This is a genomic window from Niallia sp. 03133, assembly GCF_052663225.1.
In genome coordinates this window covers 66,567-90,478 of record NZ_JBQTCY010000004.1, presented here as the reverse complement: position 1 = coordinate 90,478, position 23,912 = coordinate 66,567, and the positions used below count along the sequence as shown (strand labels likewise).

Here is a 23,912-nt window from a genome sequence, read left to right as displayed (position 1 = left end):
AGAATATGAGCTACTCTACTGGTTTTATTCAGCAGCTGTTTAATCAAGAGACTGGCTTTCCTAATCGACCGCTGTCATTAAGACCAGGTGTAATTGTTTATGGTAAAGTAATCAGCTTATATCCAAATCAAATTGCTGAACTACAAGTAGGTCAGCAAAAGCTAAATGCCAAATTATCGATTCCACTAACAGTGAACGCCGACTATTGGTTTCAAGTCAAGAAAGGACAAGAATTGCCAGAATTAAAAGTGTTATCTTCTGTAAAGGACTCAAGCAAGGAAAAAAACAATACGATCGAATCCCTATTGAAGGAGCTGTCTCTTCAAAATACAAAACATACGAAAACATTAATTGCATCTTTTCTTAAGGATCAACTTCCAATATCAAAAGAGATCCTACTAAGAGCGGACAAATGGCTAACTGGGGGCAGCCAATTGCCGAAAGAAATAACCGTACTTAAGCATATGGTGCTAAATGAGCTGCCATTTACAGAGGCAGTGTTTAGTAGTTTTATGCAATTACAGACTGGTAGATCTTTTTCCGAATTGCTACATGCTTTAAGTATTGAATTAAACGTTTATTCTATTAAGAACAACCCATTAGAAAATTTGCTATCCAGCTTCCATGCGGAAACTTTTTCAAATATGGAAGAAAGCAATCAAATAAAGCAGCAATTAGCTAAGGTGATAAATAGGATGGGATTTTCCTATGAATCGGAGCATCTTCTGTCGATAAATGATACAACAAAAGTATCAATGGAAACAGAGCAGTTAAAACCGCTTTTGCTTGAGTTGTTAAAAACAAGTATTCCTTTATCAACCAAAGAAATAGCATCCCAATTAGTAGATAAGCTGACAGGCTTGCAGCTGTTATCACAAGAAGCAGGACCACTGCTGCAAGTAGTTATTCAAATACCAGTATCATTTGCTGGCCATTCTATGGATGTAACTGTTCAATATAATGGAAAAAAAACAAAAGATGGCAAGATTGATAGCAGCTATTGCCGCATTCTTGTTTATTTAGATTTAAAGCATTTAAAAGAAACGATGATTGATATGCATATTCAAAACAGGATAATGAATATGACAATATGGAATAATACCCCTCTTGCTCCTTTAATTGTCGACAAGTACTCTAATATTCTGAAGGAAAAAATGAAACAAACAGATTATACGTTATTAACTATTAGCACAAAGCCGTTTTCTGACAAACGATTAAACGAAATGAAAGAAATACCTTCTATCCATTTCGGAAATTCCTTTTATAAAGGAGTGGACATAAAAATATGAATGAACATGGTGAGAAAAATAAAAGAAAAGAAGCAATTGCACTTCGTTATGCTCACAATCGAGAAGCACCGTTCGTATCAGCAAAGGGAAAAGGGTTTGTTGCTGAATCCATTTTGGAAAAGGCAAAAGAAAATGGAATTCCTATACAAGAAGATCCTTCCTTAGTGGAGCTGCTAGCAAAGCTGAATGTACAAGAACAAATTCCGGAAGATTTATATCAAGCAGTTGCTGAGGTGTTTGCGTTTATTTATAAAATGGATAAAGAATGTGGAGAGAGTAATAAATGATAGGGAGCATGCTTGCTCGATGCTCTCTCAGGCTGTCGACAAATGCTCGCATGTCTTAACTCATTACTCTTCTCTACTCTTTTCGGGAACTCTGATCCTCCCTAGGATTCGCCTCGAAATGGAATGTTTTCAATCAGTCTTATTGTTTGTGGGTAACTATTTCGCTGCAGTCATTTTTATGAGGAAAAAGGAAAGAAGCAAGTCTATAAAACATATTTGTATTGTAGAAGTCTTTTTTGTAGACAAAGAAAGTTTAATTCTTATAAAATGAAAGCGTAATCATATAAGAATTTCCCAAATATTCTTTTTAAGTAGAATAAATTATTAAAAAAAAGAATATTAAGATAATGGAAATGATACTTTTAAAAGAGAAGCAACTATTTAGGGATTGTGGAAACAGGATGGAATTGGCATGCATTTTTGAATGAGGGATTAGTTCTAGGGAAGAAAAACAAAAAAAGAAGGGGTGTGAAAATCTTGAATATTCATGAATATCAAGGAAAAGAAATTTTGGCGCAAAATGGGGTAGCTGTGCCAAAGGGGATAGTTGCATTCACCGTTCCAGAAGCAATTCAAGCGGCTGAAATGCTAGGTGGAAATAGCTGGGTAGTAAAAGCTCAAATCCATGCTGGCGGGAGAGGAAAAGCCGGAGGAGTAAAGGTTGCAAAAACAAAGGAGGAAGTAAGCAAATATGCGGAATCTATATTAGGAAGCACCCTAATAACACATCAAACAGGACCGGAAGGCAAGAAAGTTAAGCGTTTACTTGTAGAAGAAGGATGTCAGATAATAAAAGAATATTACATAGGAATTGTTGTCGATAGAGCAACATCCCGAATTGTACTGATGGGTTCAGAAGAAGGTGGAACGGAAATTGAGGAAATAGCAGAAAAGCAGCCTGAAAAAATTTTTAAAGAAGTAATTGATCCTATCCTTGGCTTAACACCCTTTCAAGCAAGAAGACTTGCTTTTTCTATTCGCATCCCCAATAAGCAAATAAATAAAGCGGTCCCCTTCATGATCGGCTTATATGAAGTGTTTGTAGAAAAAGATTGCTCCATTGCTGAGATAAATCCACTTGTTTTGACAGAGGGAGGAGAAATTTTAGCATTGGATGCTAAATTGAATTTTGACAGCAATGCCCTATACCGACACAAAGACGTTGTTGCATACAGAGATTTTGAAGAAGAAGATACGAAAGAAATCGAAGCTTCAAAATACGATTTAAGTTATATTTCTTTAAACGGAACGATAGGCTGCATGGTAAATGGAGCTGGTTTGGCAATGGCTACAATGGATATCATCAAGCATTATGGCGGGGAGCCAGCAAATTTTTTAGATGTTGGGGGCGGTGCTACACCACAAAAAGTAACAGAAGCATTTAAAATCATTTTATCTGACCAACATGTGAAGGGTATATTTGTGAATATATTCGGAGGCATTATGAAGTGCGATATTATTGCAGAAGGGATTGTGGAAGCTGCAAAGCAAGTAAGTTTAGAGGTTCCGCTAGTTGTTCGGCTGGAGGGAACGAATGTGGACCTTGGTAAAAAAATTCTCCTTGAATCGAAGATGGATATTATCACAGCTGAATCTATGGCAGACGGTGCTCAAAAAATTGTTTCACTTGTTCAAAGGAAGGGAGAAGAAAAATGAGTATTTTTATAAATAAAGAAACAAAAGTACTTGTACAGGGAATTACTGGATCTACAGCTCTTTTTCACACAAAACAAATGATGGAATACGGCACCAACATTGTCGGTGGAGTAACTCCGGGGAAAGGAGGAACGGAAATAGAGGGCATTCCTGTGTTTCATACTGTGAAAGAAGCTGTGCAGGCTACCAATGCAAATGCATCGGTTATTTATGTACCAGCACCTTTTGCTGCTGACGCAATTGTAGAGGCGGTAGATGCAGAATTGGATTATGTTATTTGTATAACAGAGCATATACCTGTTTTGGATATGATAAAAGTAAAGCGTTTTATGGAGGGAAAGAAGACAAGATTAATTGGTCCCAACTGTCCAGGTGTTATTACTCCCGGCGAATGCAAAATTGGCATTATGCCAGGATACATTCATACTAAAGGACATGTTGGGGTTGTTTCCCGGTCAGGAACATTAACATATGAAGCAGTTCATCAATTGACACAAGCAGGAATCGGTCAATCAACTGCAGTTGGCATTGGTGGGGATCCTGTTAATGGTACAGATTTTATTGAGACATTAAAAGCATTTAATGCAGATAAGGATACGTATGCGGTCGTTTTGATTGGAGAAATTGGAGGCACGGCAGAAGAAGAGGCAGCTCGATGGATCAAAAAAAATATGAAAAAGCCAGTTGTAGGGTTTATTGGCGGAAGAACAGCACCTCCAGGCAAAAGAATGGGGCATGCTGGCGCGATTATTTCAGGGGGAAAAGGAACAGCTGATGAAAAAATCAGCGTTTTAAATGAATGTGGCATTAAAGTTGCAGAAACACCTGCCGTAATGGGTGCTGCATTAATAGAGGTTTTAAAAGAGCATTCCATTTACGATCAATGCAAAACATACCATCCATCCCTTAATTAGAAAAATTCCCAAGAAGAGACAACTGCTTTTCTTGGGATATTTTTGTTTGCAAAACAGTCAAAGAAAATACGATTATTTTTTTGAAGAATGAGAAAAATCTATTCAAATAATAACAAAAATCTTATAATAAAAAGGATAATTCCTTATTTATTTCCTCATGTTTATTCATTAGATGGTATACAATTATAAATTCTTCCATTATATAAGTCCCATTTTCAGAAAGGAAGGAAAGCACGTTGGAGAAATTAAAAGAAAAATTAGTCTTGCTTCACCACTGCAGGGGGATTAGTTGGAAAAACATATACCTTCTGTTAAAAACGGATCCTTCTCTTCAAACGTTGTATTCTTCTCAAAAGATTTCCTCATCAGCTTTTTCATTAAAAAGAGAAATAATAGAAGATTTTCATTCCCCTATGATTCGCGAACAAATTAGCCAATATGAACATAACGGAATAACTGCCATCACTTATTTTGATACCTGTTATCCACCTTTTTTAAAAGAAATATATCAGCCTCCATGGGTTCTATATGCCAAAGGGGATCTCTCCTTATTAACAGTAGAAAAGAAGCTGGCTATCGTCGGATCCCGCCTTGCCACTAATTACAGTCAAAAGACATTGGATAAAATAATACCTGAATTAATCAAACAGAATATCATAATTGTTAGTGGTTTAGCAGCAGGTGTAGATACGATAGCACACAAATCTACGATTGCAAATGGAGGAAAAACAATTGGTGTTATAGCAGGCGGGCTATTTCACATCTATCCAAAAGAAAATAAAATGCTGGCAAGTGAAATGATGAATGAGCATCTAGTATTATCCGAATATCCTCCATTAAGCAGACCAAATAAATGGCAGTTTCCAATGAGAAACCGAATTATTAGCGGAATATGCGATGGAACGCTAATTGTCGAAGCAAAAAGAAAAAGCGGATCTTTAATAACGGCAAATTATGCTGTTAACGAAGGCAGAGACGTATTTGCCATTCCAGGAAGCATCTTAAGTCCATATTCTGCTGGGACAAATGATTTAATAAAGGCTGGTGCAAAGCCGGTAAGCAAAGCAAATGATATTTTAGAAGAATGGAATTTTTAAGATAAAAGGAAAATAATTGTATTTCTTTTAGTGAAAGTACATGGTACGATATACTCATTGGAAAAAATAAGGAATTATTCAGAGTGAAAAACAAATGTTAAATGACGATTCTGACCTTTCAACTTTTTGTAAATAAAAAGGAAAAAATTAATACTTTTTTAAAGGGAAAAATAAAAAAAGGTTGCTATTTTTTGAAATTTGTTATACATTTTGCAACAGATGATAAAATTAAAGCAATAAAACTTCATGAGAAAAAATTAGTTGAAAACGTTTTCTGCTTAGCGTAATATTTGACAAGTGGAAACATAGTATACAATAATAGTGAATATTTATAATCCCTCTAAGGAGGACAGTTAATGTCAGATTTTCTTGTAATCGTAGAGTCGCCAGCTAAGGCAAAAACGATTGAACGTTATTTAGGAAAAAAATATAAAGTGAAAGCATCTATGGGTCATATTCGTGATTTGCCTAGGAGCCAAATGGGTGTTGATATAGAAAAAGAATACGAACCGAAATACATAACGATTCGTGGTAAAGGCCCCATTTTAAAAGATTTAAAAACAGCAGCTAAAAGAGCAAAAAAAATATATCTTGCAGCTGACCCCGACAGAGAAGGGGAAGCAATTGCATGGCATTTGGCGAAGAGCTTGAATGTAGATATCGATTCAGATTGTAGGGTTGTATTTAATGAAATTACGAAGGATGCTATTAAAGAGTCCTTTAAACATCCGCGGCCAATAAATATGGATTTAGTAGATTCCCAACAAGCACGAAGAGTGCTCGATCGATTGGTTGGATACAATATTAGTCCATTATTATGGAAAAAAGTGAAAAAAGGCTTAAGCGCCGGCAGAGTGCAGTCTGTAGCAGTTCGTCTAATTATTGATAGGGAGCACGAAATTAAACAATTTGTTCCAGAAGAATATTGGACAATTGAAGGCAGCTTTTTAAAAGGAAAAACAAATTTTGAAGCAGCATTTTATGGTGTTAATGGTAGCAAGGTAGAGCTGAAATCAGAAGACGAAGTAAAAGAAGTGCAAAAGTTAATTAAAGGAAATAAGTTTACTGTTTCTAAAGTGACAAAAAGAGAGCGAAAACGCAACCCTGCAGTTCCTTTTACTACTTCTTCACTTCAACAAGAAGCTGCCCGTAAATTAAATTTCAGAGCAAAAAAAACAATGATGCTTGCACAGCAGCTTTATGAAGGAATTGATTTAGGCAAAGAAGGAACAGTCGGATTAATTACCTATATGAGAACGGACTCAACAAGAATATCCGAAGTAGCACAAGGAGAAGCTTTTGAGTATATTACGAAAAATTACGGCAGTGAATACACAAAAGCGGATAAAGGCAAAGAAAAGAAAAATGCAAATATTCAAGATGCCCATGAAGCTGTTCGGCCAACTAGTACAACAAGAGAACCGAGCATGCTAAAGGAGCATTTATCAAGAGATCAACTCCGATTATATAAACTAATATGGGAAAGATTTATCGCAAGTCAGATGGCACCTGCTATTATGGATACGATGAGTGTTGATTTGCAAAATGGAGAAGTATTATTCCGTGCAACAGGTTCAAAAGTGAAATTCGCTGGGTTTATGAAAGTATATGTAGAAGGAACGGATGATGCAGTGGAGGAAAAGGATCGACTGCTTCCTGATTTGATTGAAGGAGACGAAGTCATTAATAAAGACTTTGATCCGAAACAGCATTTTACACAGCCTCCTCCAAGGTACACGGAGGCAAGACTGGTAAGAACGCTTGAAGAGTTGGGAATTGGCCGTCCATCAACCTTTGCGCCAACCTTGGATACTATTCAAAAACGTGGATATGTAGCATTGGAGAATAAACGATTTATTCCGACAGAACTGGGAGAAATTGTCTTAGAACTAATTTTAGAATTTTTCCCAGAGATATTAAATGTTGAGTTTACAGCCAACATGGAACAAGATTTGGACAATATTGAAACAGGAAAAGTGAATTGGGTTAAAATAATTGATGAATTTTATAAAGTTTTTGAGCAAAATTTATCAAAGGCTGAAAAAGAAATGCAGTCAGTGGAAATAAAAGATGAACCAGCTGGAGAAGACTGTGACCAATGCGGAAGCCCAATGGTATTTAAAATGGGGCGCTATGGCAAATTTATGGCATGCAGTAATTTTCCTGATTGCCGAAATACAAAAGCAATTGTAAAAGAAATCGGTGTTAAATGTCCTAAATGTCATGAAGGAAATATCATTGAAAGAAAAAGTAAAAAACGCAGAATATTCTATGGGTGCGATCGTTTTCCAGAGTGTGAATTTATTTCTTGGGATAAACCAATTCAGCGTCCATGTCCGAAATGTGAAGGAATGCTTGTAGAGAAAAAGCTGAAAAAAGGAATTCAAGTTCAATGTGTAAGCTGCGATTATAAAGAGGAGCCTCAAAGCTAGGAGTGAGCATATGCCCGCTCTTAAGGCTGTCGACGAATGCTAGATTTTTTTTTACTAGGATGCTCATTACTGGGTAACAACGGATGAACAACAAAGTACGCAACTTACTCAACCGTGGATAATCGACTAACTTCGCCACGACCTTATGTCTTCGTCGATTGGCTTGCACCCTTCAAGTCTCGATCAGACTTCAGCTAGTGCAAATACCATTTTGTCTACACATGAAAAGAGTGAGCATATGCTCGCTCTTTTCATGTGTAGACATTGTTTTTTCTTTTGTGAAAATATATGTTACACTCCTTGAAGCAAACATAAAATGAAAAAATCAATAAAAATAAATTTAATATAGTCTAAACTTTAATTAAAGCAATTCATAGTGTAAAATGCTATAGGACATATTTTTATCCCACGCTTAACGGGCTGTATGGCCCCCACCTCGGGGATGCCGAGAAATCGAGGAAGATAGGTGGGGGATAACAGCCCGTAAAGGTCCGATAAGTGCAACTAACCATCAGTGGGGGATGAGGAAAAACCCCCACTGATGGAAGTTTACTTTATAAAATGAATACGTATCATATATAAAGATCATATATTATAGTAGTTGGAGGATTATACATGCTAGAAACACAAAACTATGTAAATGTTATAGGTGCAGGACTTGCAGGCAGCGAGGCTGCATGGCAATTAGCAAAAAGAGGAATAAAGGTGCATTTATATGAAATGAGACCAGTTAAGCAAACCCCGGCACATCATACGGACAAATTTGCTGAACTTGTTTGCAGTAATTCTCTAAGAGGAAATGCATTAACAAATGCAGTTGGAGTATTAAAAGAGGAAATGAGAAACTTGGATTCTGTCATCATTGAATCTGCGGATTTTTGTGCTGTTCCTGCAGGAGGAGCGTTAGCAGTAGATAGACATGAATTTGCTGGAAGAGTAACAGAAAAAGTGAAAAACCACCCAAATGTAACCGTCTTTAATGAAGAGGTTACGGAAATTCCAGAAGGTCCTACTGTCATAGCTACAGGTCCTTTGACAAGTGAAGGTCTGTCAAAAAGCTTAAAGGAGCTGACAGGAGAAGAATATTTATACTTTTATGATGCTGCTGCTCCTATTATTGAAAAAGACAGCATAGATTTAAATAAAGTTTATTTGAAATCTCGCTATGATAAAGGGGAAGCTGCCTATTTAAATTGCCCGATGACGGAGGAAGAATTTGAACGATTCCACGAAGCGCTGATTTCAGCAGAAGTGGTTCCTTTAAAAGAGTTTGAAAAAGAAGTATATTTTGAAGGCTGCATGCCAATTGAAGTAATGGCTGGAAGAGGAAAAAAAACCATGCTGTTTGGTCCAATGAAGCCAGTTGGTCTTGAAGATCCTAAGACTGGAAAACGACCGTTTGCAGTTGTGCAACTTCGCCAAGATGATGCGGCAGGCACATTATATAATATTGTAGGTTTTCAAACACATTTAAAATGGGGAGCGCAAAAGGAAGTGCTTCAATTGATTCCTGGATTGGAAAATGCAGAAATCGTCAGATATGGTGTAATGCATCGCAATACTTTTGTTAATTCTCCTAAAGTATTAAAAGCAACCTATCAATTTAAAAATCGCAATGATTTATTCTTTGCCGGTCAAATGACTGGAGTTGAAGGGTATGTAGAATCAGCTGCTAGCGGGCTGGTAGCTGGGATAAATGCAGCCAGAGTAGTACATGGGGAAGAACCATTAGTTTTTCCAGCAGAAACGGCAATTGGAAGCATGGCGAAATATATCACAACAACCAATGCGAAGAATTTTCAGCCCATGAATGCAAATTTTGGACTTTTTCCAGAGTTGCCTGTTAGAATCAAAGGGAAAAAAGAAAGATATGAACAACATGCTAACAGAGCATTGGAAACAATTCAGAACTTTGTGAAAAATACGTAAATTAATTGCTTGTGTATACAAAGTATGTTACTATAATGAAGCCGTCTGTGAGGTGAAATATGTTATCAAAAGAGCCCACTTCATTACAGCAGTTTATTGAATACTTACAAATAGAAAAAAATTGCTCGCCTTATACAATTGAATTTTATCAACATGATATAAATCAGTTCTTTCTTTTTATGTCCAATCAACTAATCAGTGAATTAGATGATGTAGATTCATCTGTTGTCAGAATATATTTAACAGACTTATTTAATAGCCAGCTTGCTAGAAAATCTATTGCCCGGAAAATATCCAGTCTGCGCAGCTTTTATCGGTTTTTAGTAAGAGAAAAACTGGTAGAAGCGAATCCTTTTTCAACTATCTCGATTCCGAAATTAGAAAAGAGATTGCCGGATTTTTTTTATGAAGAAGAAATGCAGCAGCTTTTTTCGTCATGCGATTCTTCTACTCCGTTAGGCAAAAGAAATAAGGCAATTCTTGAATTATTATATGCAACAGGAATTCGTGTTGGAGAATGTACGAAAATACAATTAAAAGACATTGATATGACTATTTCCACCGTTTTAGTGAAGGGAAAAGGAAAAAAAGAGCGGTATGTTCCATTTGGAAGCTTTGCGCATGCCGCGTTAGAATCTTACATAAAAGATGGAAGATCAAAGTTGATGAAAAAAAATGTTGATCAGCACACCTTTCTGTTTGTGAACTATAGAGGGGGAGCTTTAACCGATAGAGGCATTCGGGATATATTAAGCAAAATGATAAATGCCACATCTTCACATGGGAAAATTCATCCTCATAAACTTAGACACTCATTTGCAACACATTTATTGTCAAATGGTGCTGATATGAGAACGGTTCAAGAATTATTAGGTCATGCATTTTTATCTTCAACCCAAATATATACACATGTAACAAATGAGTATTTAAAGAAAACATATATGTCCTTTCATCCAAGGGCATAGTTTAGATTGTTAAAGGAGGAAGTTTTTATGGCTGAATTACCACAATTTCATGCAACGACAATATTTGCAGTTCAACATAAAGGAAAGTGCGCCATGTCTGGCGATGGTCAAGTAACTTTTGGAAATGCAGTCGTTATGAAGCATACAGCAAAAAAAGTTCGAAAGCTTTTTAACGGAAAGGTAATTGCAGGCTTTGCTGGATCAGTTGCTGATGCCTTTACACTATTTGAACTATTTGAGGGCAAGCTGGAAGAGTATAATGGGAATTTGCAGAGAGCTTCGGTTGAGCTGGCGAAACTTTGGAGAAGTGATAAAGTATTGCGCAGGCTCGAAGCGATGCTCATTGTAATGAACGAAACGGATATATTGTTGGTTTCGGGAACTGGTGAAGTAATTGAACCGGATGATGGAATTCTTGCTATTGGATCAGGTGGAAATTATGCTTTATCGGCTGGCAGAGCATTAAAAAAATACTCAGGTGACCAACTTTCCGCTTATGAAATTGCAAAAGCTGCATTGGAGATTGCTGGGGATATATGCGTGTATACAAACAATAATATTATTGTGGAAGAATTATAGGAGGAGGATTTACTTGATGAATAATAAAACAAGCTTAACACCTCGTCAAATTGTAGAACGTCTCGATCAATATATTGTTGGACAAAAAGATGCAAAGAAAGCAGTGGCAGTAGCATTAAGAAATCGTTATCGCCGCAGTTTATTAGATGAAAAGCTACGAGATGAAATTAGTCCGAAAAACATATTAATGATGGGGCCGACCGGTGTTGGTAAAACGGAAATTGCAAGACGTATTGCCAAAATTGTCAGCGCTCCTTTTGTTAAAGTGGAAGCGACTAAATTTACAGAAGTCGGATATGTAGGCCGTGATGTGGAATCAATGGTTAGAGACCTTGTGGAAACATCAGTAAGATTAATAAAGGAAGAGAAAATGCTCCATGTAAAAGAAAGAGCAGAAGTGGCAGCAAATAATCGAATTATTGATTTATTAGTGCCTTCCTCTTCTAAAAAGCAATCAAACTACAAAAATCCACTTGAAATGCTTTTTGGCGGTGGTAATACGGAAACAGAAACAGAAGAGTCTGCTGTAGAAGAAACGAATAAATATGAAAAGCGAAAGATAATTAAAGAGAAACTTGCTTTGGGAGAACTGGAGAATGAACAAATAACGGTTGAAATGGAAGAACAGCAGCCTTCTATGTTTGATATGCTCCAAGGATCGGGAATGGAACAAATGGGCATGAATATGCAAGATGCATTAAGCAGTTTTATGCCAAAGAAAAAGAAGAAAAGAAAGCTGACAGTTAAAGAAGCAAGATCTGTCTTAACAAACGAAGAAGCACAAAAACTAATTGATATGGACGAAGTAGCACAAGAAGGGGTACAGCGTGCTGAACAAATGGGTATTATTTTTATCGATGAAATTGATAAGATTGCCAGCAAAAACAATGGAAGTTCTTCAGCAGATGTTTCAAGAGAAGGGGTTCAAAGAGACATTCTGCCAGTTGTAGAAGGATCAACCGTTGTAACAAAATATGGTTCTGTTAAAACAGACCATGTCTTATTTATTGCTGCTGGAGCTTTTCATATATCAAAACCATCTGATTTAATCCCGGAGCTTCAAGGCCGTTTTCCTATTCGTGTGGAACTTGCGAAATTAACAATTGAGGATTTCTACCGCATTCTTGTAGAACCGGATAATGCATTGATTAAACAATATCAAGCTCTTTTATTGACAGAAGGTATAGAAATAGAATTTTCTGACGATGCTATTCGTAAGATTGCAGAGGTTGCATATGAAGTGAATCAGAATACGGATAATATCGGTGCAAGAAGATTGCATACTATACTGGAGAAATTACTGGAAGATTTATCATTTGAAGCGCCTGAAATAACGATGGACAAAATTACAGTAACTCCGCTGTACGTTGAAGAAAAACTTGGGGCTATCTCACGGAATAAAGATTTAAGCCAATTTATACTATAATGTACTAGCGAAAAAAGTAATCAACTCCTGAAAATTTACAATAAATATGTACGGTATCACACTAGGATAAACATAATTGAATAGTTTTGGTTTTAGTTAATAGGAGGAAAAAAGAATGGATTTATTGTCAAAAACAAGAAAAATTAATGCAATGCTTCAAAAAGCAGCAGGTAAGCCTGTAAATTTTAAAGAAATGTCAGAAACATTAAGTGAAGTAATTGAAGCGAACATATTTGTTCTCAGCAGAAGAGGAAAATTATTAGGTTTTGCTGTAAACCAACAAATTGAAAATGATCGAATGAAAAAAATGTTGGAAGATCGTCAATTTCCTGAAGAATATACGCAAAGCTTATTTAACATACAAGCAACATCTAGTAATTTAGATGTAGACAGCGAATACACAGCGTTTCCTATTGAAAATAAAGAGCTATTCCAAAAAGGTTTGACTACTATTGTTCCTATTATTGGAGGAGGGGAAAGGTTAGGTACTTTAATCTTAGCCCGTCTTAAAGAGCAGTTCCAGGATGATGATTTAATCTTGGCTGAATATGGGGCAACAGTAGTTGGGATGGAAATTCTGCGTGAAAAAGCAGAAGAAATTGAAGAAGAAGCTAGAAGCAAGGCTGTTGTACAAATGGCCATCAGTTCATTATCGTACAGCGAATTAGAAGCAATTGAACATATTTTTGAAGAGTTGAATGGCAATGAAGGTTTATTAGTAGCTTCTAAAATTGCGGATCGCGTTGGTATTACAAGATCCGTTATAGTAAATGCTTTGCGTAAATTGGAAAGTGCGGGTGTAATTGAATCCCGTTCCCTAGGAATGAAAGGTACGTATATAAAAGTGCTTAATGGAAAATTTCTTCTTGAACTAGAGAAACTTAAATCTAATTAACACCAAATAGTCAAATAGATGGGGATTTCTATTTTTTTGTTAGATTTTTCTATCGTTAAACAAACAAGGATATCTTTAAACTAAATATCTTCCAGATAGAACAATAGCTGCTAAAGCAGAATATTAAAGAGGAAGATTTATAGTATTCAGATTTTCCTTGTTTTATTATGTTTATATATTAAAATATCTACATGTCTTCGTCTTTTATCTAAGTCTCCATTTTTTTAAAACTTCATTTCCTGTTCTATTTTCATCAAATTTCGACAACTTCTACTTTTTTTCATTTACATTACAAAAAAAAATTGTGTTTATTTGATAAGAAAAAAATATAAAAGTAGTTCTTACGTACTATGATGATGGTATCCCCTTTTTTGGAAAAATAAAAATAAAATCCAAAATGATTTTAAGAATATTTTCATTCTAATGTTAAAATAGGACTATTGGATTATTAAAATTCTCCTTATGTCCATAGACATCTTATTTCAAATTCATTACAATTAAAGACATCATGTTCTATTTTCGTCATATAATTGCATTATTCTACAAAAATATTACAAAAGATTTCCATTTTTGAGGTGTACTATGAAACTTTTTTCTAACACAATAACTAATTTAGAAAACGCATTAAATTATTCCAATATGAAACAAAAAGTAATTGCTCAGAATATAGCAAACGTTGATACACCAAATTATAAGGCAAAAGAAGTCAGCTTTAAGAAATCTTTAACAAGTGCTTTAGAAGCAAATAAGACAGAAGCAAAACATATGGATTTTACGAGGACAAACTCAGAATTTGTTGCTTCTAAAAAAAATGATACATACAGCAACAGTGGCAATAGTGTGGATGTGGATAAAGAAATGACAGACCTTGCTACAAATCAAATTTATTATAATGCATTAATCGAAAGAATTAATGGGAAATTTAATACGCTGGAAAATGTGATACGAGGAGGAAAATAACATGTCTATATTCCATAGCATAAATACAACCGCTTCGGCATTAACAGCACAAAGGTTAAGAATGGATGTTGTCTCGTCTAACATGGCGAACGCCGAAACTACAAGAGGGAAGCTCGTTAATGGAGAATGGGAGCCATATAGAAGGAAGTCAGTTGTTCTTCAAGCACAAGAAGAGAGAAAATCTTTTTCCTCTTATTTACAGTCAGCAAGCAATGACAATGGAAGTATGGGTGGTGGTGTAAAAGTTTCGCGCATAGTAGAAGATGGAACACCATTTGAGCAAGTCTATGATCCAGAGAATCCAGATGCTAATGAAGATGGATATGTTCAATTGCCCAATGTGGATCCATTACGCGAAATGGTAGATTTAATGAGTGCTTCCAGATCCTATGAAGCAAATATTACAGTCCTTAATTCATCGAAAAGCATGTTAATGAAAACATTAGAAATTGGTAAATAAAGGTGGTTTTTTAAATGGCGATTAATCTTTCAACGGTATCATCAGCATTGCCGATGATGAACACAAATGCTAAGACAGCTACAAGCGCATCAGAAACGCAAAAAAGCTTTTCCTCTTTTTTAAAGGATTCTCTTAATGCAGTAAATAAAGCACAAAATGATTCTGATAATTTAACAAATAAATTAGCGAATGGTGAAAACGTAGATTTATCACAAGTAATGATTTCTTCTCAAAAAGCAAGTATTACGATGCAGGCAACAATAGAAATTCGCAACAAAGCGGTTGAAGCATATCAAGAAATGATGAGGATGACGGTTTAATTATTGAATGGTTATTTTCTTTTATCAACATTTAATTAAGGCTAGTAAGCTCGCTGTAGATAGGAAAGGAATTGGTTTAGAGGCAACTGACTATATAGTTTGATGGATGGAATACAAGTTAAGATTTACAACATTCTTACGTCTTCGTTTGTGTGATAACACCTTGTGACCATGTCTAGCCATCAGTGGATAAAGACCCTTTTGATGGAAGTTTTGAATTATTCCATACTTAAAACGGTCAGTAAGCTGTTTAGAACAAAAAGGAAAGGGCAAATAGGCACCCTGACTGTATAGATGTGATGAAAGGAAAACTAACTATGGTCGCTGCGTCCTTACGTCTTCATTTGTCGATTCATATCCAATAATCCTCATCTACCCATTAGTGAAGTCTTATTAACAGTAACCGGGGGAAAAGAATGAAAGAGAATATACAAAAGTTTTTAAATCCATTGAAGGAATATTGGGTTAAACGTTCCAATACGCAAAAGACTTTGCTGATTAGCAGCATTCTTTTGCTTGTGCTTATTATTGCAGGAGCCTCTTATTTTTTTTCAAGAGAAAATTTAGTGCCTTTATATAGTAATCTATCACCTTCAGAAACAGGATCCATTAAAGAAAATTTAGACAGTAAAGGAATTTCTTCAGAAATATCTGATGGTGGAAAAACGATTAGCGTACCCGAAGAATCCGTTGATACATTGAAAGTAGAGCTGGCGGCTGAAGGCATTCCGAAATCAGGCAGTATCGATTATTCCTTTTTTAGTCAAAATGCAAGCTTTGGCATGACAGATAATGAGTTTAATGTATTAAAATTAGATGCAATGCAAACAGAGATTGCTAATTTAATAAAAGGGATTGACGGTATAAATGATGCAAATGTTATTATCACTTTGCCAAAAGAGGGTGTTTTTGTATCTGATAATAAGGGAGAAGCTTCTGCTTCTATTGTTTTGAATACGAAAGCTGGTTATACCTTCTCCCAAAATCAAATAAAAGGGTTGTATACACTCGTGTCCAAAAGTGTACCTAACCTTCCTACTGATAATATCGTCATTACCAATCAAAACTTTGAGTATTTTGATTTAAATTCTGAAACAAATTCTGCAAATGATACTTTTGTTTCTCAAAACAATGTAAAAAAACAAATTGAGAGAGATATACAAAGACAGGTGCAAAGTATGTTAGGGACACTTATGGGCCAAGACAAAGTTATGGTTTCCGTCACTGCTGATGTTGATTTCACACAAGAAAATCGTGAGGAAAATATAGTAACGCCAGTAGACGAGGAAAATATGCAAGGCATTGCTGTAAGTGCCCAAAAGATTACGGAAACCTATACAGGTGAAAATGCTGCTCAAGGCGTACCACAAGCAGAAGAAAACACCGATACGACTACATACAATTCTTCAGATGGTTCAGGAAATGGAGATTATGAAAAGATTGAAGATACGGTAAACTACGATGTTAACCGTATTAAAAAACAAATAGTAGAAAGTCCATATAAAATAAGAGATTTGGGGATTCAAGTTATGGTAGAGCCGCCAGTGGCTGATGATGCTTCTTCCCTTCCACAGGCAAGAATTGATGATATGACGAATCTCCTTGGAACAATTGTTAGAACTACTATTGATAAATCTACCACGAATGGACAAATAACAAACGCGGATTTAAACAATAAAATTGCAGTCTCTGTTCAACAGTTTAATGGAAAGGCAGTTGCGTCAGCACCTAAAGCAACGGCAATTCCATGGTGGATATATGTAATAGGCGGAGTATTGTTGGCTGTTATTGCTTTATTAATCTTCTTAATGATCAGAACTCGTAAAAAGAAGGAAGTTGAGAAGGAAATCGAAGAGATCATCCAGCCGGTTTCGATTCCTGATGTCAATGATGAAAAAGATTCAGATGGAACTGTAAGAAGAAAACAATTAGAAAAAATGGCAAAAGAAAAACCAGAAGATTTTGCCAAGCTTCTTCGTACATGGATAACAGAGGACTAAGGAGAGTCAAGAAATGGCAAGAAGAGATGCAAATGAATTAACAGGAAAACAAAAAGCAGCGATTCTTCTTATATCGTTAGGACCTGATGTAGCTGCTTCTGTATATAAACATTTAAGTGAGGAAGAAATAGAGAAGCTTTCATTGGAAATATCAGGTGTGAAAAAGGTGGAGAATTCTTCAAAAGAAGAAGTGTTGGCAGAGTTTCATCATATAGCTTTAGCTCAGGATTATATCTCACAAGGTGGGATAGGATATGCAAAAACAGTGCTGGAAAAAGCTTTGGGAACGGAACAGGCTTCCATTATATTAAATCGACTAACTTCTTCCTTGCAAGTTAGGCCTTTTGACTTTGCAAGAAAGGCTGACCCTAGCCAAATTTTAAATTTTATACAAAATGAACATCCGCAAACTATATCGCTGATTTTGTCCTACTTAGACCCAACCCAGGCTGGACAAATATTGTCAGAACTTCCACAAGAGATGCAAGCGGATATTGCAAAGAGAATAGCCATTATGGACAGCACATCCCCAGAGATAATTAATGAAGTAGAACAAGTGCTAGAAAGAAAACTATCAAGTACTGTCACGCAAGATTATACACAAACAGGTGGTATTGAAGCTGTTGTTGAAGTACTAAATGGTGTAGACCGGGCAACGGAACGAACGATTTTAGACGCTTTAGAGATCCAAGATCCAGAATTAGCAGAAGAGATCAAGAAAAGAATGTTTGTTTTTGAAGATATTGTTACATTGGATAATCGAGCAATACAACGAATTATCCGTGATTGTGAAAATGAAGATCTTATGCTTGCGCTTAAGGTTTCCAGCGAAGAAGTGAAAGAAATTGTTTATAGCAACATGTCAACAAGAATGGTGGAGTCCTTTAAAGAAGAAATGGAATTTATGGGCCCGGTTAGACTAAAAGATGTAGAAGAATCACAGTCAAGAATTGTTGCCATTATTCGTCGTTTGGAAGATGCAGGTGAAATTGTCGTCGCTCGTGGCGGAGGAGATGATATTATTGTCTAGATTAATCAAATCAAAATGGGCAAATCAAGATCAATCCGGAGAAAAAGTCATTTCGATTAAATATTTAGAGTCATTTGAAGGGAAAGATTATTCTTCAAATGTGGAATATCAAAAAATAGTTCAAAAAGCAAATCAAGAAGCAAATCAACTTTTGAAGGACACCTACGACCAAATAGAATACGAAAAAGAAAAGCTTTTATCAGAACAACAATGCTGGGAAAACGAAAAGCAGCAGTTAATAGAAGAAGCAAAAGCAAATGGATATCAAATTGGCTTAGAACAAGGCAGAAATAATGGATACGAAGAATATCGCAATCATATCCAATTGGCTAAAGAAGTGATAGATTCTTCGAAAAATGATTATCATACTTATTTGCAATCTGCAGAAAAAACGATTTTACAGCTTGGAGTAAAAGTGGCAGAAAAAATTATAAGCAAGACCATTTCAGCAGACAACGAGCATTTTTTAGAAATAGTGAAAAAAGTTCTGAAAGAGTCAAAAAATCAAAAAGACATTGAATTGCATGTTCATCCAAATCATTTTCAATATGTACTTTCAGAAAAAGAAGAACTATTAAATTTATTTCCAATGCAGCCAAATTTGTTTATTTTTCCAAATGAATCTATTTCAGAAAATGGCTGTTTAATAGAGACTGCTAATGGAAGAATTGATGCCAATATTGATACACAGTTAAAGATGATTAAACAAAAGCTGCTTGATTTATTGGAGAGTGAATAAAAATGAAAGCAGCAGAACTCCTTTCCGAAATTGATACAATTGATTCTTTTAAAAGATATGGAAGAGTAAAAAAAGTGGTCGGATTGATGATTGAATCCCAAGGGCCGGAAAGTTCAATTGGGGATGTATGTAAAATTTATATTGGAACTAAAAATAAACGGGTAATAAAAGCCGAAGTAGTTGGCTTTAATGATGAAAGTATTATCCTGATGCCCTATACAACAGTTCATGATATATCGCCAGGATGTTTTGTCGAAGGTACATCGGAGCCATTGGCAATAAAAGTAGGTGCAGGACTAATAGGCAAGATAGTAGATTCGCTGGGAGATCCTTTAGATGGTTCTCCACTTCCCAAAGGACTTAAGCAAGTCCCAATTGATCAAGATCCACCAAATCCTCTGAAAAGGCCACCTATTTCCACCCTTATGGAAGTAGGCGTACGTCTAATTGATGGACTGCTTAGTGTTGGGACAGGACAGCGTTTAGGTATTTTTGCAGGAAGTGGAGTTGGAAAAAGCACATTGCTTGGCATGATTGCCAGAAATACGAAAGCAGATTTGAATGTTATTGCCTTAATAGGGGAAAGGGGAAGAGAAGTCAGAGAATTTATTGAGCGGGATTTAGGTCCTGAGGGATTAAAACGATCGATTGTAGTCGTAGCAACCTCTGATCAGCCTGCTTTGATGAGAATTAAAGGGGCATACACAGCTACTGCAATTGCGGAATATTTTCGGGACAAAGGCTTAAATGTCATGTTGATGATGGATTCTGTCACAAGGGTTGCGATGGCACAGAGGGAAATAGGACTGGCAGTTGGAGAACCGCCTACAACGAAAGGCTACACTCCTTCTGTATTTGCAACATTGCCAAAACTGCTAGAAAGGACTGGAACAAATGAATATGGGAGCATCACCGCTTTTTATACAGTTTTAGTAGATGGTGATGATATGAATGAACCGATAGCCGATACAGTTCGAGGAATATTAGATGGTCACTTTGTAATGGATAGGGAATTGGCTAATAAAGGCCAGTATCCTGCAGTCAATATACTGAAAAGCATCAGCAGGGTAATGAATCATATCGTTTCTAAAGAACACATTAGAGCAGCGGAAAGGTTAAGAGACTTATTAAGTACGTATATGAATTCAGAAGACTTAATTAATATAGGTGCATACAAAAAGGGATCTTCTAAAGAAATTGACACAGCTATTACACTTTATCCCTCCATTTTATCTTACATAAAGCAGGGTACAGATGAAAAGGTTTCAATGGAGGATAGTTTTCATTCGTTAAGATCATTAGTGGGAGCAGGAGATTAATATGATGGGCTATGCATTCAAGTTCGAAAAAATATTAACGATTAAAGAAAGAGAAAAGGATGAGGTTGTAGCTATTTATAATCAAGCCGTGAAAAGATTTGAAGATGCGGCAGAAAAACTATATGAACTGTTAAAGAAGAAAGAAGATCTAGAAGAATTTCAGGCGGAAAAATTGGAAAATGGACTTTCGGTTCAAGAAATAAGACACCATCAGCATTTTATAATTAATTTAATAAAAATGATTGAACATAGTCAAAAGATAGTCGTAAATGCTAGAAATTCTATGAACTTTTATCAGGAAAAACTAATGGAAAAAAATATAGAAGTGAAAAAGTTAGCCAAAATGAAAGAAAAGGATGTTATGAAATTTATCCAGCTTGAAAAAGAGATGGAAGCAAAACAAATGGATGATATTTCCCTTCAACAGTATATGCAGCCAGGAAAGCTAGGTGGCTAAATGGATAATTTTATAGATAAAAAAAAGAAATCATTTAATTTCTTTCAACGATTTTTATTAGTAATTGTTATTCCAATGGTATTTGCCATTGTTGTTGTCTTGTTATTGATGATTTATTCCGGTGCAAATGTGTTGGAAAAAGGAAAAGAACTGGCAAATAATATTCCTTTTTTACACGCAGAAAAAGCCTCCAAAGAAGAAAAAGCTGAAAATAGCAGTAAAACAATACTGGAGCTTGAAACGAAATTGTCCGATCAAAAAAAACAGATTGCCAAACTTCAGTCAGAATTGGAAGGCAGTGAGAAGGAAACAGAAGCTGTTCAACTCGAAAAGGAAAAATTGCAAATAGAGCTGGAAACATTACAAAAGGATCAAGAACAAACAGAAAAAGCATTTGATGATATTGTTAAAACATACGAAACGATGACTGCAAAAAGTTCAGCAGCGATTCTTGGAAATATGAATGAGCAGGAAGGCTTAAAAATATTAGCTGCTTTAAAGCCTGTAACACTTGCTCCAATATTAGAGAAAATGGAACCAGCAAAAGCAACCAAATATACCGAGCTTTTATCGAAAACAAGTACTACTGGTGATTTAGAAGCAAATAGTGACTCGTCGGATAATACAGAATCCAATGAATAATTCGTAAAAACTAGATTAATAGTCAAGTTTTGGAAGGAGGTGAAAAAATGCAAGTAGGCATCAATAGAAAGGAAATTTCACCTTATCAATCAAATGCTGCACTTTTTCAGTCGCCTGCTAATTCTCAAAAGTTTAACTTGTTGTTTAACACGTTAGCAATGGTGAAAGGTTCAGGTCCAATTGAACATAATCTTTTGATACAAGATGAAGAAAATAATCATTCGTTATCTTCCATATTGCGAATTTTAACGAACGCTGAGCCTTCACTAACAGGTGTAAATATAAATGCTGATCCAGAAAGTGACGATAATTTTCAAGTGAAGGAAAGGATCCTGCAATTATTGCATGATGCTGCAGGTGATGACTATCAGGATTTATTGGATATGGATGATCCATCTATCCAGTTGGATCAAATTATAGAAAAAGCATATTCAGCTGTTACAGATAAGCTTTATGATTTTTTAAGTACATTTCATTTTGAACAAACAAACAATCAGATGTTTGCAGATACAGAATTTCCTAAATTGGTAGATACAATAAAAATATTGCTAATGGTTGGAAAAGAAACATCATTATCAAATAAACAAGAGGAAGTTCCTGATATAGTTGAATCTTTAACAAATTTGATTGTAAATTTATTGAATCAAACGAAAGTATCCGAACAAGAGAAACGACAAAACAACCAAACTTTTGAAAAGAAAGAACGTACTTTTTATCCGGATTCAATTCAAGGTGGAAAACGAAAAATTCTAGAAGGTAGCACAAAGGGAATTCCAGCGATCAATCTGGAAGTTTCTTCTCAACAGATTGACTCTTTATTAAAAGATCAAAATAGGATGATAAACAACAGTTCCGCTCATTTTATTGAGAAAATAACTGACACGAATGGAATGAAAGGTTCACATAATAATGAAAAAAAGGTCGATGCGATCTTTTCCAATCTAAATGAAACCAATAAAGATCGAATCAATAAACTGGATGAACTGATAGGACAACTTGCAGCTCTTCCATATATTGCAACTGATAGGAAAGAATATAGCCCAGAAATAATGGCAGATCAAAAAAATATCAAACAAATATTGATTTCTATTAAAACTTTGTTGGGTGAACTGCTTGATACAACAAGGTTAAATGAATTACAAACAATGGAACCGGAAAAAGCTGAAGTAATTAATTTACATAATGATAATTTAGAGAAACAGCCGAAGAATCCATTACATTTAATTACACCAGCAGAATTACTAACTAAATTGGTACAGAGAGAAACAACTAAACCATACGTTCAGGAAACAGAAGCATCAAATGGAAAAAGCGGCCCAAAGGGTAACAGAGAGGAACAGACGAAGGATTCTGTCCGGTTGTTGGCGGCAGCAGAATTAATAGAGTTATTAGTCAAGGATGGACTTGATCAATCAATTATTCAACAGAGTGAAAGCAAAGATATTAATAGTAATTCGGTGGATAAAGCAGGAAAACAGCCGAATGACCTAGTAGATCAATTATCAGCTCAACAAGTAGAATTTTTATTCGGTAATAACAACAACGAAATATCGAACAAACAACCAGGATTATTGGAATTGGAACATACACAAACAGGCAAAACAGAAGCGATAAAGCAAGAAGTGAGCAACACAAAGTTTAGTGGTTTGGCTCGACATATTGATTCGATTAAACCTGAATATCCTTCTAATGTTCAATCAGTTCTGCTTTTCGATGATAAACAAAGGAAGTATGTAAATAAGCTGGGAAATGAGGTAGCTATTAGTGCAAGAAAGGGAGATACTTCTTCGATTTCTAAAAATATAAAATCATTAGTTTCCAGCATTATAGATAATCTGACTTCGATTACAAATCAAGCGGGAAAACCAAAAGAAATTTATCCCAAATTGATAAATCCAATTTTAATGGAGTCATTGCAGAAAAAAGCAAGTAATGAATCTACGTTTGCTTCTTTCTTTAACGTTAACCAAGAGCCGATTGCTGAAAAAAAGAAAATCGATACAACATCATTTCCAATCGGACAATTGCAAACGTCTTTTTCGGCTAAACAACACCCATTGCTTGTATTAAGTTCCAACGGCAACCCTGTTTCAAGCAATCAACTGGAAGAACAGCTGCAAAAGATTTTTGCCAATGCATCGTACATGAAAAATGGAGATAGTCAAAAATTCATATTAAGACTTGCTCCAGAACATTTAGGCACCATTAAAATAGAGGTGTTCCAAAATGAAGGTGCGATTGTCGCGAAAATTTTCACAGCTACTGCTGAAGCGAAAGAATTGTTGGATTCTCATCTTTCGAGTCTAAAGCATGGATTAAGTACTCAAAATATAGTGGTTGATAAAATGGAAATAGTATATACACCAGCTGGACAGCAGGACAAAATGGGCAGAGAACAGCAATCACAGCAGCAGCAACAGCAACAGCAAAAACAAGAGCAAGAAGACACTTCACAACAACAACAAAATAAACAGAAGAAGTCTTTTTTAGAAGAGCTTTTGAATATGGAAACATAA

At 35.6% G+C, this 23,912-nt stretch carries 21 protein-coding genes; all 21 read left to right on the top strand.

From position 1 onward, the window contains the following. The first annotated feature begins 5 nt into the window (after window positions 1-5). The 21 genes from ACTYBU_RS06870 to ACTYBU_RS06770 all read left to right on the top strand — a co-directional run bounded on the left by ACTYBU_RS06870 (window position 6) and on the right by ACTYBU_RS06770 (window position 23,912). The gene (locus ACTYBU_RS06870; RefSeq protein WP_445488285.1) at window positions 6-1,289 is read left to right on the top strand and encodes a hypothetical protein; all 1,284 of its coding nucleotides are present in this window, start codon (window positions 6-8) and stop codon (window positions 1,287-1,289) included. Beyond that, the gene (locus ACTYBU_RS06865; protein ID WP_445488283.1) at window positions 1,286-1,576 is read left to right on the top strand and encodes an EscU/YscU/HrcU family type III secretion system export apparatus switch protein; all 291 of its coding nucleotides are present in this window, start codon (window positions 1,286-1,288) and stop codon (window positions 1,574-1,576) included. Before ACTYBU_RS06870 ends, ACTYBU_RS06865 begins: the two co-directional genes overlap by 4 nt. 477 nt (window positions 1,577-2,053) lie before the next feature. After that, the gene (sucC, locus tag ACTYBU_RS06860) at window positions 2,054-3,232 is read left to right on the top strand and encodes an ADP-forming succinate--CoA ligase subunit beta (protein WP_445488770.1); all 1,179 of its coding nucleotides are present in this window, start codon (window positions 2,054-2,056) and stop codon (window positions 3,230-3,232) included. After that, window positions 3,229-4,146: a succinate--CoA ligase subunit alpha gene (sucD, locus tag ACTYBU_RS06855; RefSeq protein WP_445488281.1), complete on the top strand. Its 918-nt coding sequence runs from the start codon at window positions 3,229-3,231 to the stop codon at window positions 4,144-4,146. The genes sucC and sucD overlap by 4 nt, the downstream gene beginning before the upstream one ends. A 236-nt stretch (window positions 4,147-4,382) precedes the next feature. Then, a complete protein-coding gene (gene dprA / locus ACTYBU_RS06850; RefSeq protein ID WP_445488279.1) occupies window positions 4,383-5,243 on the top strand; it encodes a DNA-processing protein DprA in 861 nt (286 codons plus the stop codon). 356 nt (window positions 5,244-5,599) lie between these two features. Continuing rightward, window positions 5,600-7,675, top strand: a complete 2,076-nt coding sequence (topA, locus tag ACTYBU_RS06845; RefSeq protein ID WP_445488277.1) for a type I DNA topoisomerase — start codon at window positions 5,600-5,602, stop codon at window positions 7,673-7,675. Window positions 7,676-8,290: 615 nt separating this feature from the next. Further along, entirely contained in the window at window positions 8,291-9,604 is a 1,314-nt protein-coding gene (trmFO, locus tag ACTYBU_RS06840) for an FADH(2)-oxidizing methylenetetrahydrofolate--tRNA-(uracil(54)-C(5))-methyltransferase TrmFO (RefSeq protein WP_445488275.1), read from the top strand. Between the two features lie 59 nt (window positions 9,605-9,663). Further along, the gene (gene xerC / locus ACTYBU_RS06835) at window positions 9,664-10,569 is read left to right on the top strand and encodes a tyrosine recombinase XerC (protein WP_445488273.1); all 906 of its coding nucleotides are present in this window, start codon (window positions 9,664-9,666) and stop codon (window positions 10,567-10,569) included. 27 nt (window positions 10,570-10,596) lie between these two features. Continuing rightward, a complete protein-coding gene (gene hslV / locus ACTYBU_RS06830) occupies window positions 10,597-11,148 on the top strand; it encodes an ATP-dependent protease subunit HslV (protein ID WP_445488271.1) in 552 nt (183 codons plus the stop codon). Window positions 11,149-11,164: 16 nt separating this feature from the next. Beyond that, window positions 11,165-12,574: an HslU--HslV peptidase ATPase subunit gene (gene hslU, locus ACTYBU_RS06825; protein WP_445488269.1), complete on the top strand. Its 1,410-nt coding sequence runs from the start codon at window positions 11,165-11,167 to the stop codon at window positions 12,572-12,574. 115 nt (window positions 12,575-12,689) lie between these two features. Continuing rightward, window positions 12,690-13,469, top strand: coding sequence for a GTP-sensing pleiotropic transcriptional regulator CodY (codY, locus tag ACTYBU_RS06820; RefSeq protein WP_445488267.1), 780 nt, complete (start codon window positions 12,690-12,692; stop codon window positions 13,467-13,469). A 582-nt stretch (window positions 13,470-14,051) separates the two neighbouring features. After that, the gene (gene flgB / locus ACTYBU_RS06815) at window positions 14,052-14,429 is read left to right on the top strand and encodes a flagellar basal body rod protein FlgB (RefSeq protein WP_445488265.1); all 378 of its coding nucleotides are present in this window, start codon (window positions 14,052-14,054) and stop codon (window positions 14,427-14,429) included. Between the two features lies 1 nt (window position 14,430). Next, window positions 14,431-14,889: a flagellar basal body rod protein FlgC gene (gene flgC / locus ACTYBU_RS06810; protein ID WP_445488264.1), complete on the top strand. Its 459-nt coding sequence runs from the start codon at window positions 14,431-14,433 to the stop codon at window positions 14,887-14,889. A 14-nt stretch (window positions 14,890-14,903) separates the two neighbouring features. Then, on the top strand, window positions 14,904-15,209 hold the full coding sequence (gene fliE / locus ACTYBU_RS06805) for a flagellar hook-basal body complex protein FliE (RefSeq protein WP_445488262.1): 306 nt from the start codon (window positions 14,904-14,906) through the stop codon (window positions 15,207-15,209). Window positions 15,210-15,625: 416 nt separating this feature from the next. Then, on the top strand, window positions 15,626-17,209 hold the full coding sequence (fliF, locus tag ACTYBU_RS06800; protein WP_445488260.1) for a flagellar basal-body MS-ring/collar protein FliF: 1,584 nt from the start codon (window positions 15,626-15,628) through the stop codon (window positions 17,207-17,209). A gap of 13 nt (window positions 17,210-17,222) precedes the next feature. Beyond that, on the top strand, window positions 17,223-18,239 hold the full coding sequence (fliG, locus tag ACTYBU_RS06795) for a flagellar motor switch protein FliG (RefSeq protein ID WP_445488258.1): 1,017 nt from the start codon (window positions 17,223-17,225) through the stop codon (window positions 18,237-18,239). Further along, window positions 18,232-18,978 carry a flagellar assembly protein FliH gene (gene fliH / locus ACTYBU_RS06790; protein ID WP_445488257.1) on the top strand — a complete coding sequence of 249 codons (747 nt, stop codon included), beginning with the start codon at window positions 18,232-18,234 and terminating at the stop codon, window positions 18,976-18,978. Before fliG ends, fliH begins: the two co-directional genes overlap by 8 nt. 2 nt (window positions 18,979-18,980) lie before the next feature. Beyond that, window positions 18,981-20,297, top strand: a complete 1,317-nt coding sequence (gene fliI, locus ACTYBU_RS06785) for a flagellar protein export ATPase FliI (RefSeq protein ID WP_445488255.1) — start codon at window positions 18,981-18,983, stop codon at window positions 20,295-20,297. A 4-nt stretch (window positions 20,298-20,301) separates the two neighbouring features. Beyond that, complete coding sequence (gene fliJ / locus ACTYBU_RS06780) at window positions 20,302-20,754, top strand: flagellar export protein FliJ (protein ID WP_445488768.1); 453 nt, start codon at window positions 20,302-20,304, stop codon at window positions 20,752-20,754. Next, window positions 20,755-21,396, top strand: a complete 642-nt coding sequence (locus ACTYBU_RS06775) for a MotE family protein (RefSeq protein WP_445488253.1) — start codon at window positions 20,755-20,757, stop codon at window positions 21,394-21,396. 47 nt (window positions 21,397-21,443) lie between these two features. Continuing rightward, window positions 21,444-23,912 (top strand): flagellar hook-length control protein FliK, encoded by a 2,469-nt coding sequence (locus ACTYBU_RS06770; protein WP_445488252.1) that lies wholly within the window; start codon window positions 21,444-21,446, stop codon window positions 23,910-23,912.

Excerpts from the sequence above, each read along its gene's own strand:
- ACTYBU_RS06870 (WP_445488285.1), top strand. The coding sequence starts at position 6 with ATGAGCTACTCTACTGGTTTTATTCAGCAGCTGTTTAATCAAGAGACT.
- ACTYBU_RS06865 (WP_445488283.1), top strand. The coding sequence starts at position 1,286 with ATGAATGAACATGGTGAGAAAAATAAAAGAAAAGAAGCAATTGCACTT.
- sucD (WP_445488281.1), top strand. The coding sequence starts at position 3,229 with ATGAGTATTTTTATAAATAAAGAAACAAAAGTACTTGTACAGGGAATT.
- topA (WP_445488277.1), top strand. The coding sequence starts at position 5,600 with ATGTCAGATTTTCTTGTAATCGTAGAGTCGCCAGCTAAGGCAAAAACG.
- trmFO (WP_445488275.1), top strand. The coding sequence starts at position 8,291 with ATGCTAGAAACACAAAACTATGTAAATGTTATAGGTGCAGGACTTGCA.
- xerC (WP_445488273.1), top strand. The coding sequence starts at position 9,664 with ATGTTATCAAAAGAGCCCACTTCATTACAGCAGTTTATTGAATACTTA.
- hslV (WP_445488271.1), top strand. The coding sequence starts at position 10,597 with ATGGCTGAATTACCACAATTTCATGCAACGACAATATTTGCAGTTCAA.
- hslU (WP_445488269.1), top strand. The coding sequence starts at position 11,165 with ATGAATAATAAAACAAGCTTAACACCTCGTCAAATTGTAGAACGTCTC.
- codY (WP_445488267.1), top strand. The coding sequence starts at position 12,690 with ATGGATTTATTGTCAAAAACAAGAAAAATTAATGCAATGCTTCAAAAA.
- flgB (WP_445488265.1), top strand. The coding sequence starts at position 14,052 with ATGAAACTTTTTTCTAACACAATAACTAATTTAGAAAACGCATTAAAT.
- flgC (WP_445488264.1), top strand. The coding sequence starts at position 14,431 with ATGTCTATATTCCATAGCATAAATACAACCGCTTCGGCATTAACAGCA.
- fliE (WP_445488262.1), top strand. The coding sequence starts at position 14,904 with ATGGCGATTAATCTTTCAACGGTATCATCAGCATTGCCGATGATGAAC.
- fliF (WP_445488260.1), top strand. The coding sequence starts at position 15,626 with ATGAAAGAGAATATACAAAAGTTTTTAAATCCATTGAAGGAATATTGG.
- fliG (WP_445488258.1), top strand. The coding sequence starts at position 17,223 with ATGGCAAGAAGAGATGCAAATGAATTAACAGGAAAACAAAAAGCAGCG.
- fliI (WP_445488255.1), top strand. The coding sequence starts at position 18,981 with ATGAAAGCAGCAGAACTCCTTTCCGAAATTGATACAATTGATTCTTTT.
- fliJ (WP_445488768.1), top strand. The coding sequence starts at position 20,302 with ATGGGCTATGCATTCAAGTTCGAAAAAATATTAACGATTAAAGAAAGA.
- ACTYBU_RS06775 (WP_445488253.1), top strand. The coding sequence starts at position 20,755 with ATGGATAATTTTATAGATAAAAAAAAGAAATCATTTAATTTCTTTCAA.
- ACTYBU_RS06770 (WP_445488252.1), top strand. The coding sequence starts at position 21,444 with ATGCAAGTAGGCATCAATAGAAAGGAAATTTCACCTTATCAATCAAAT.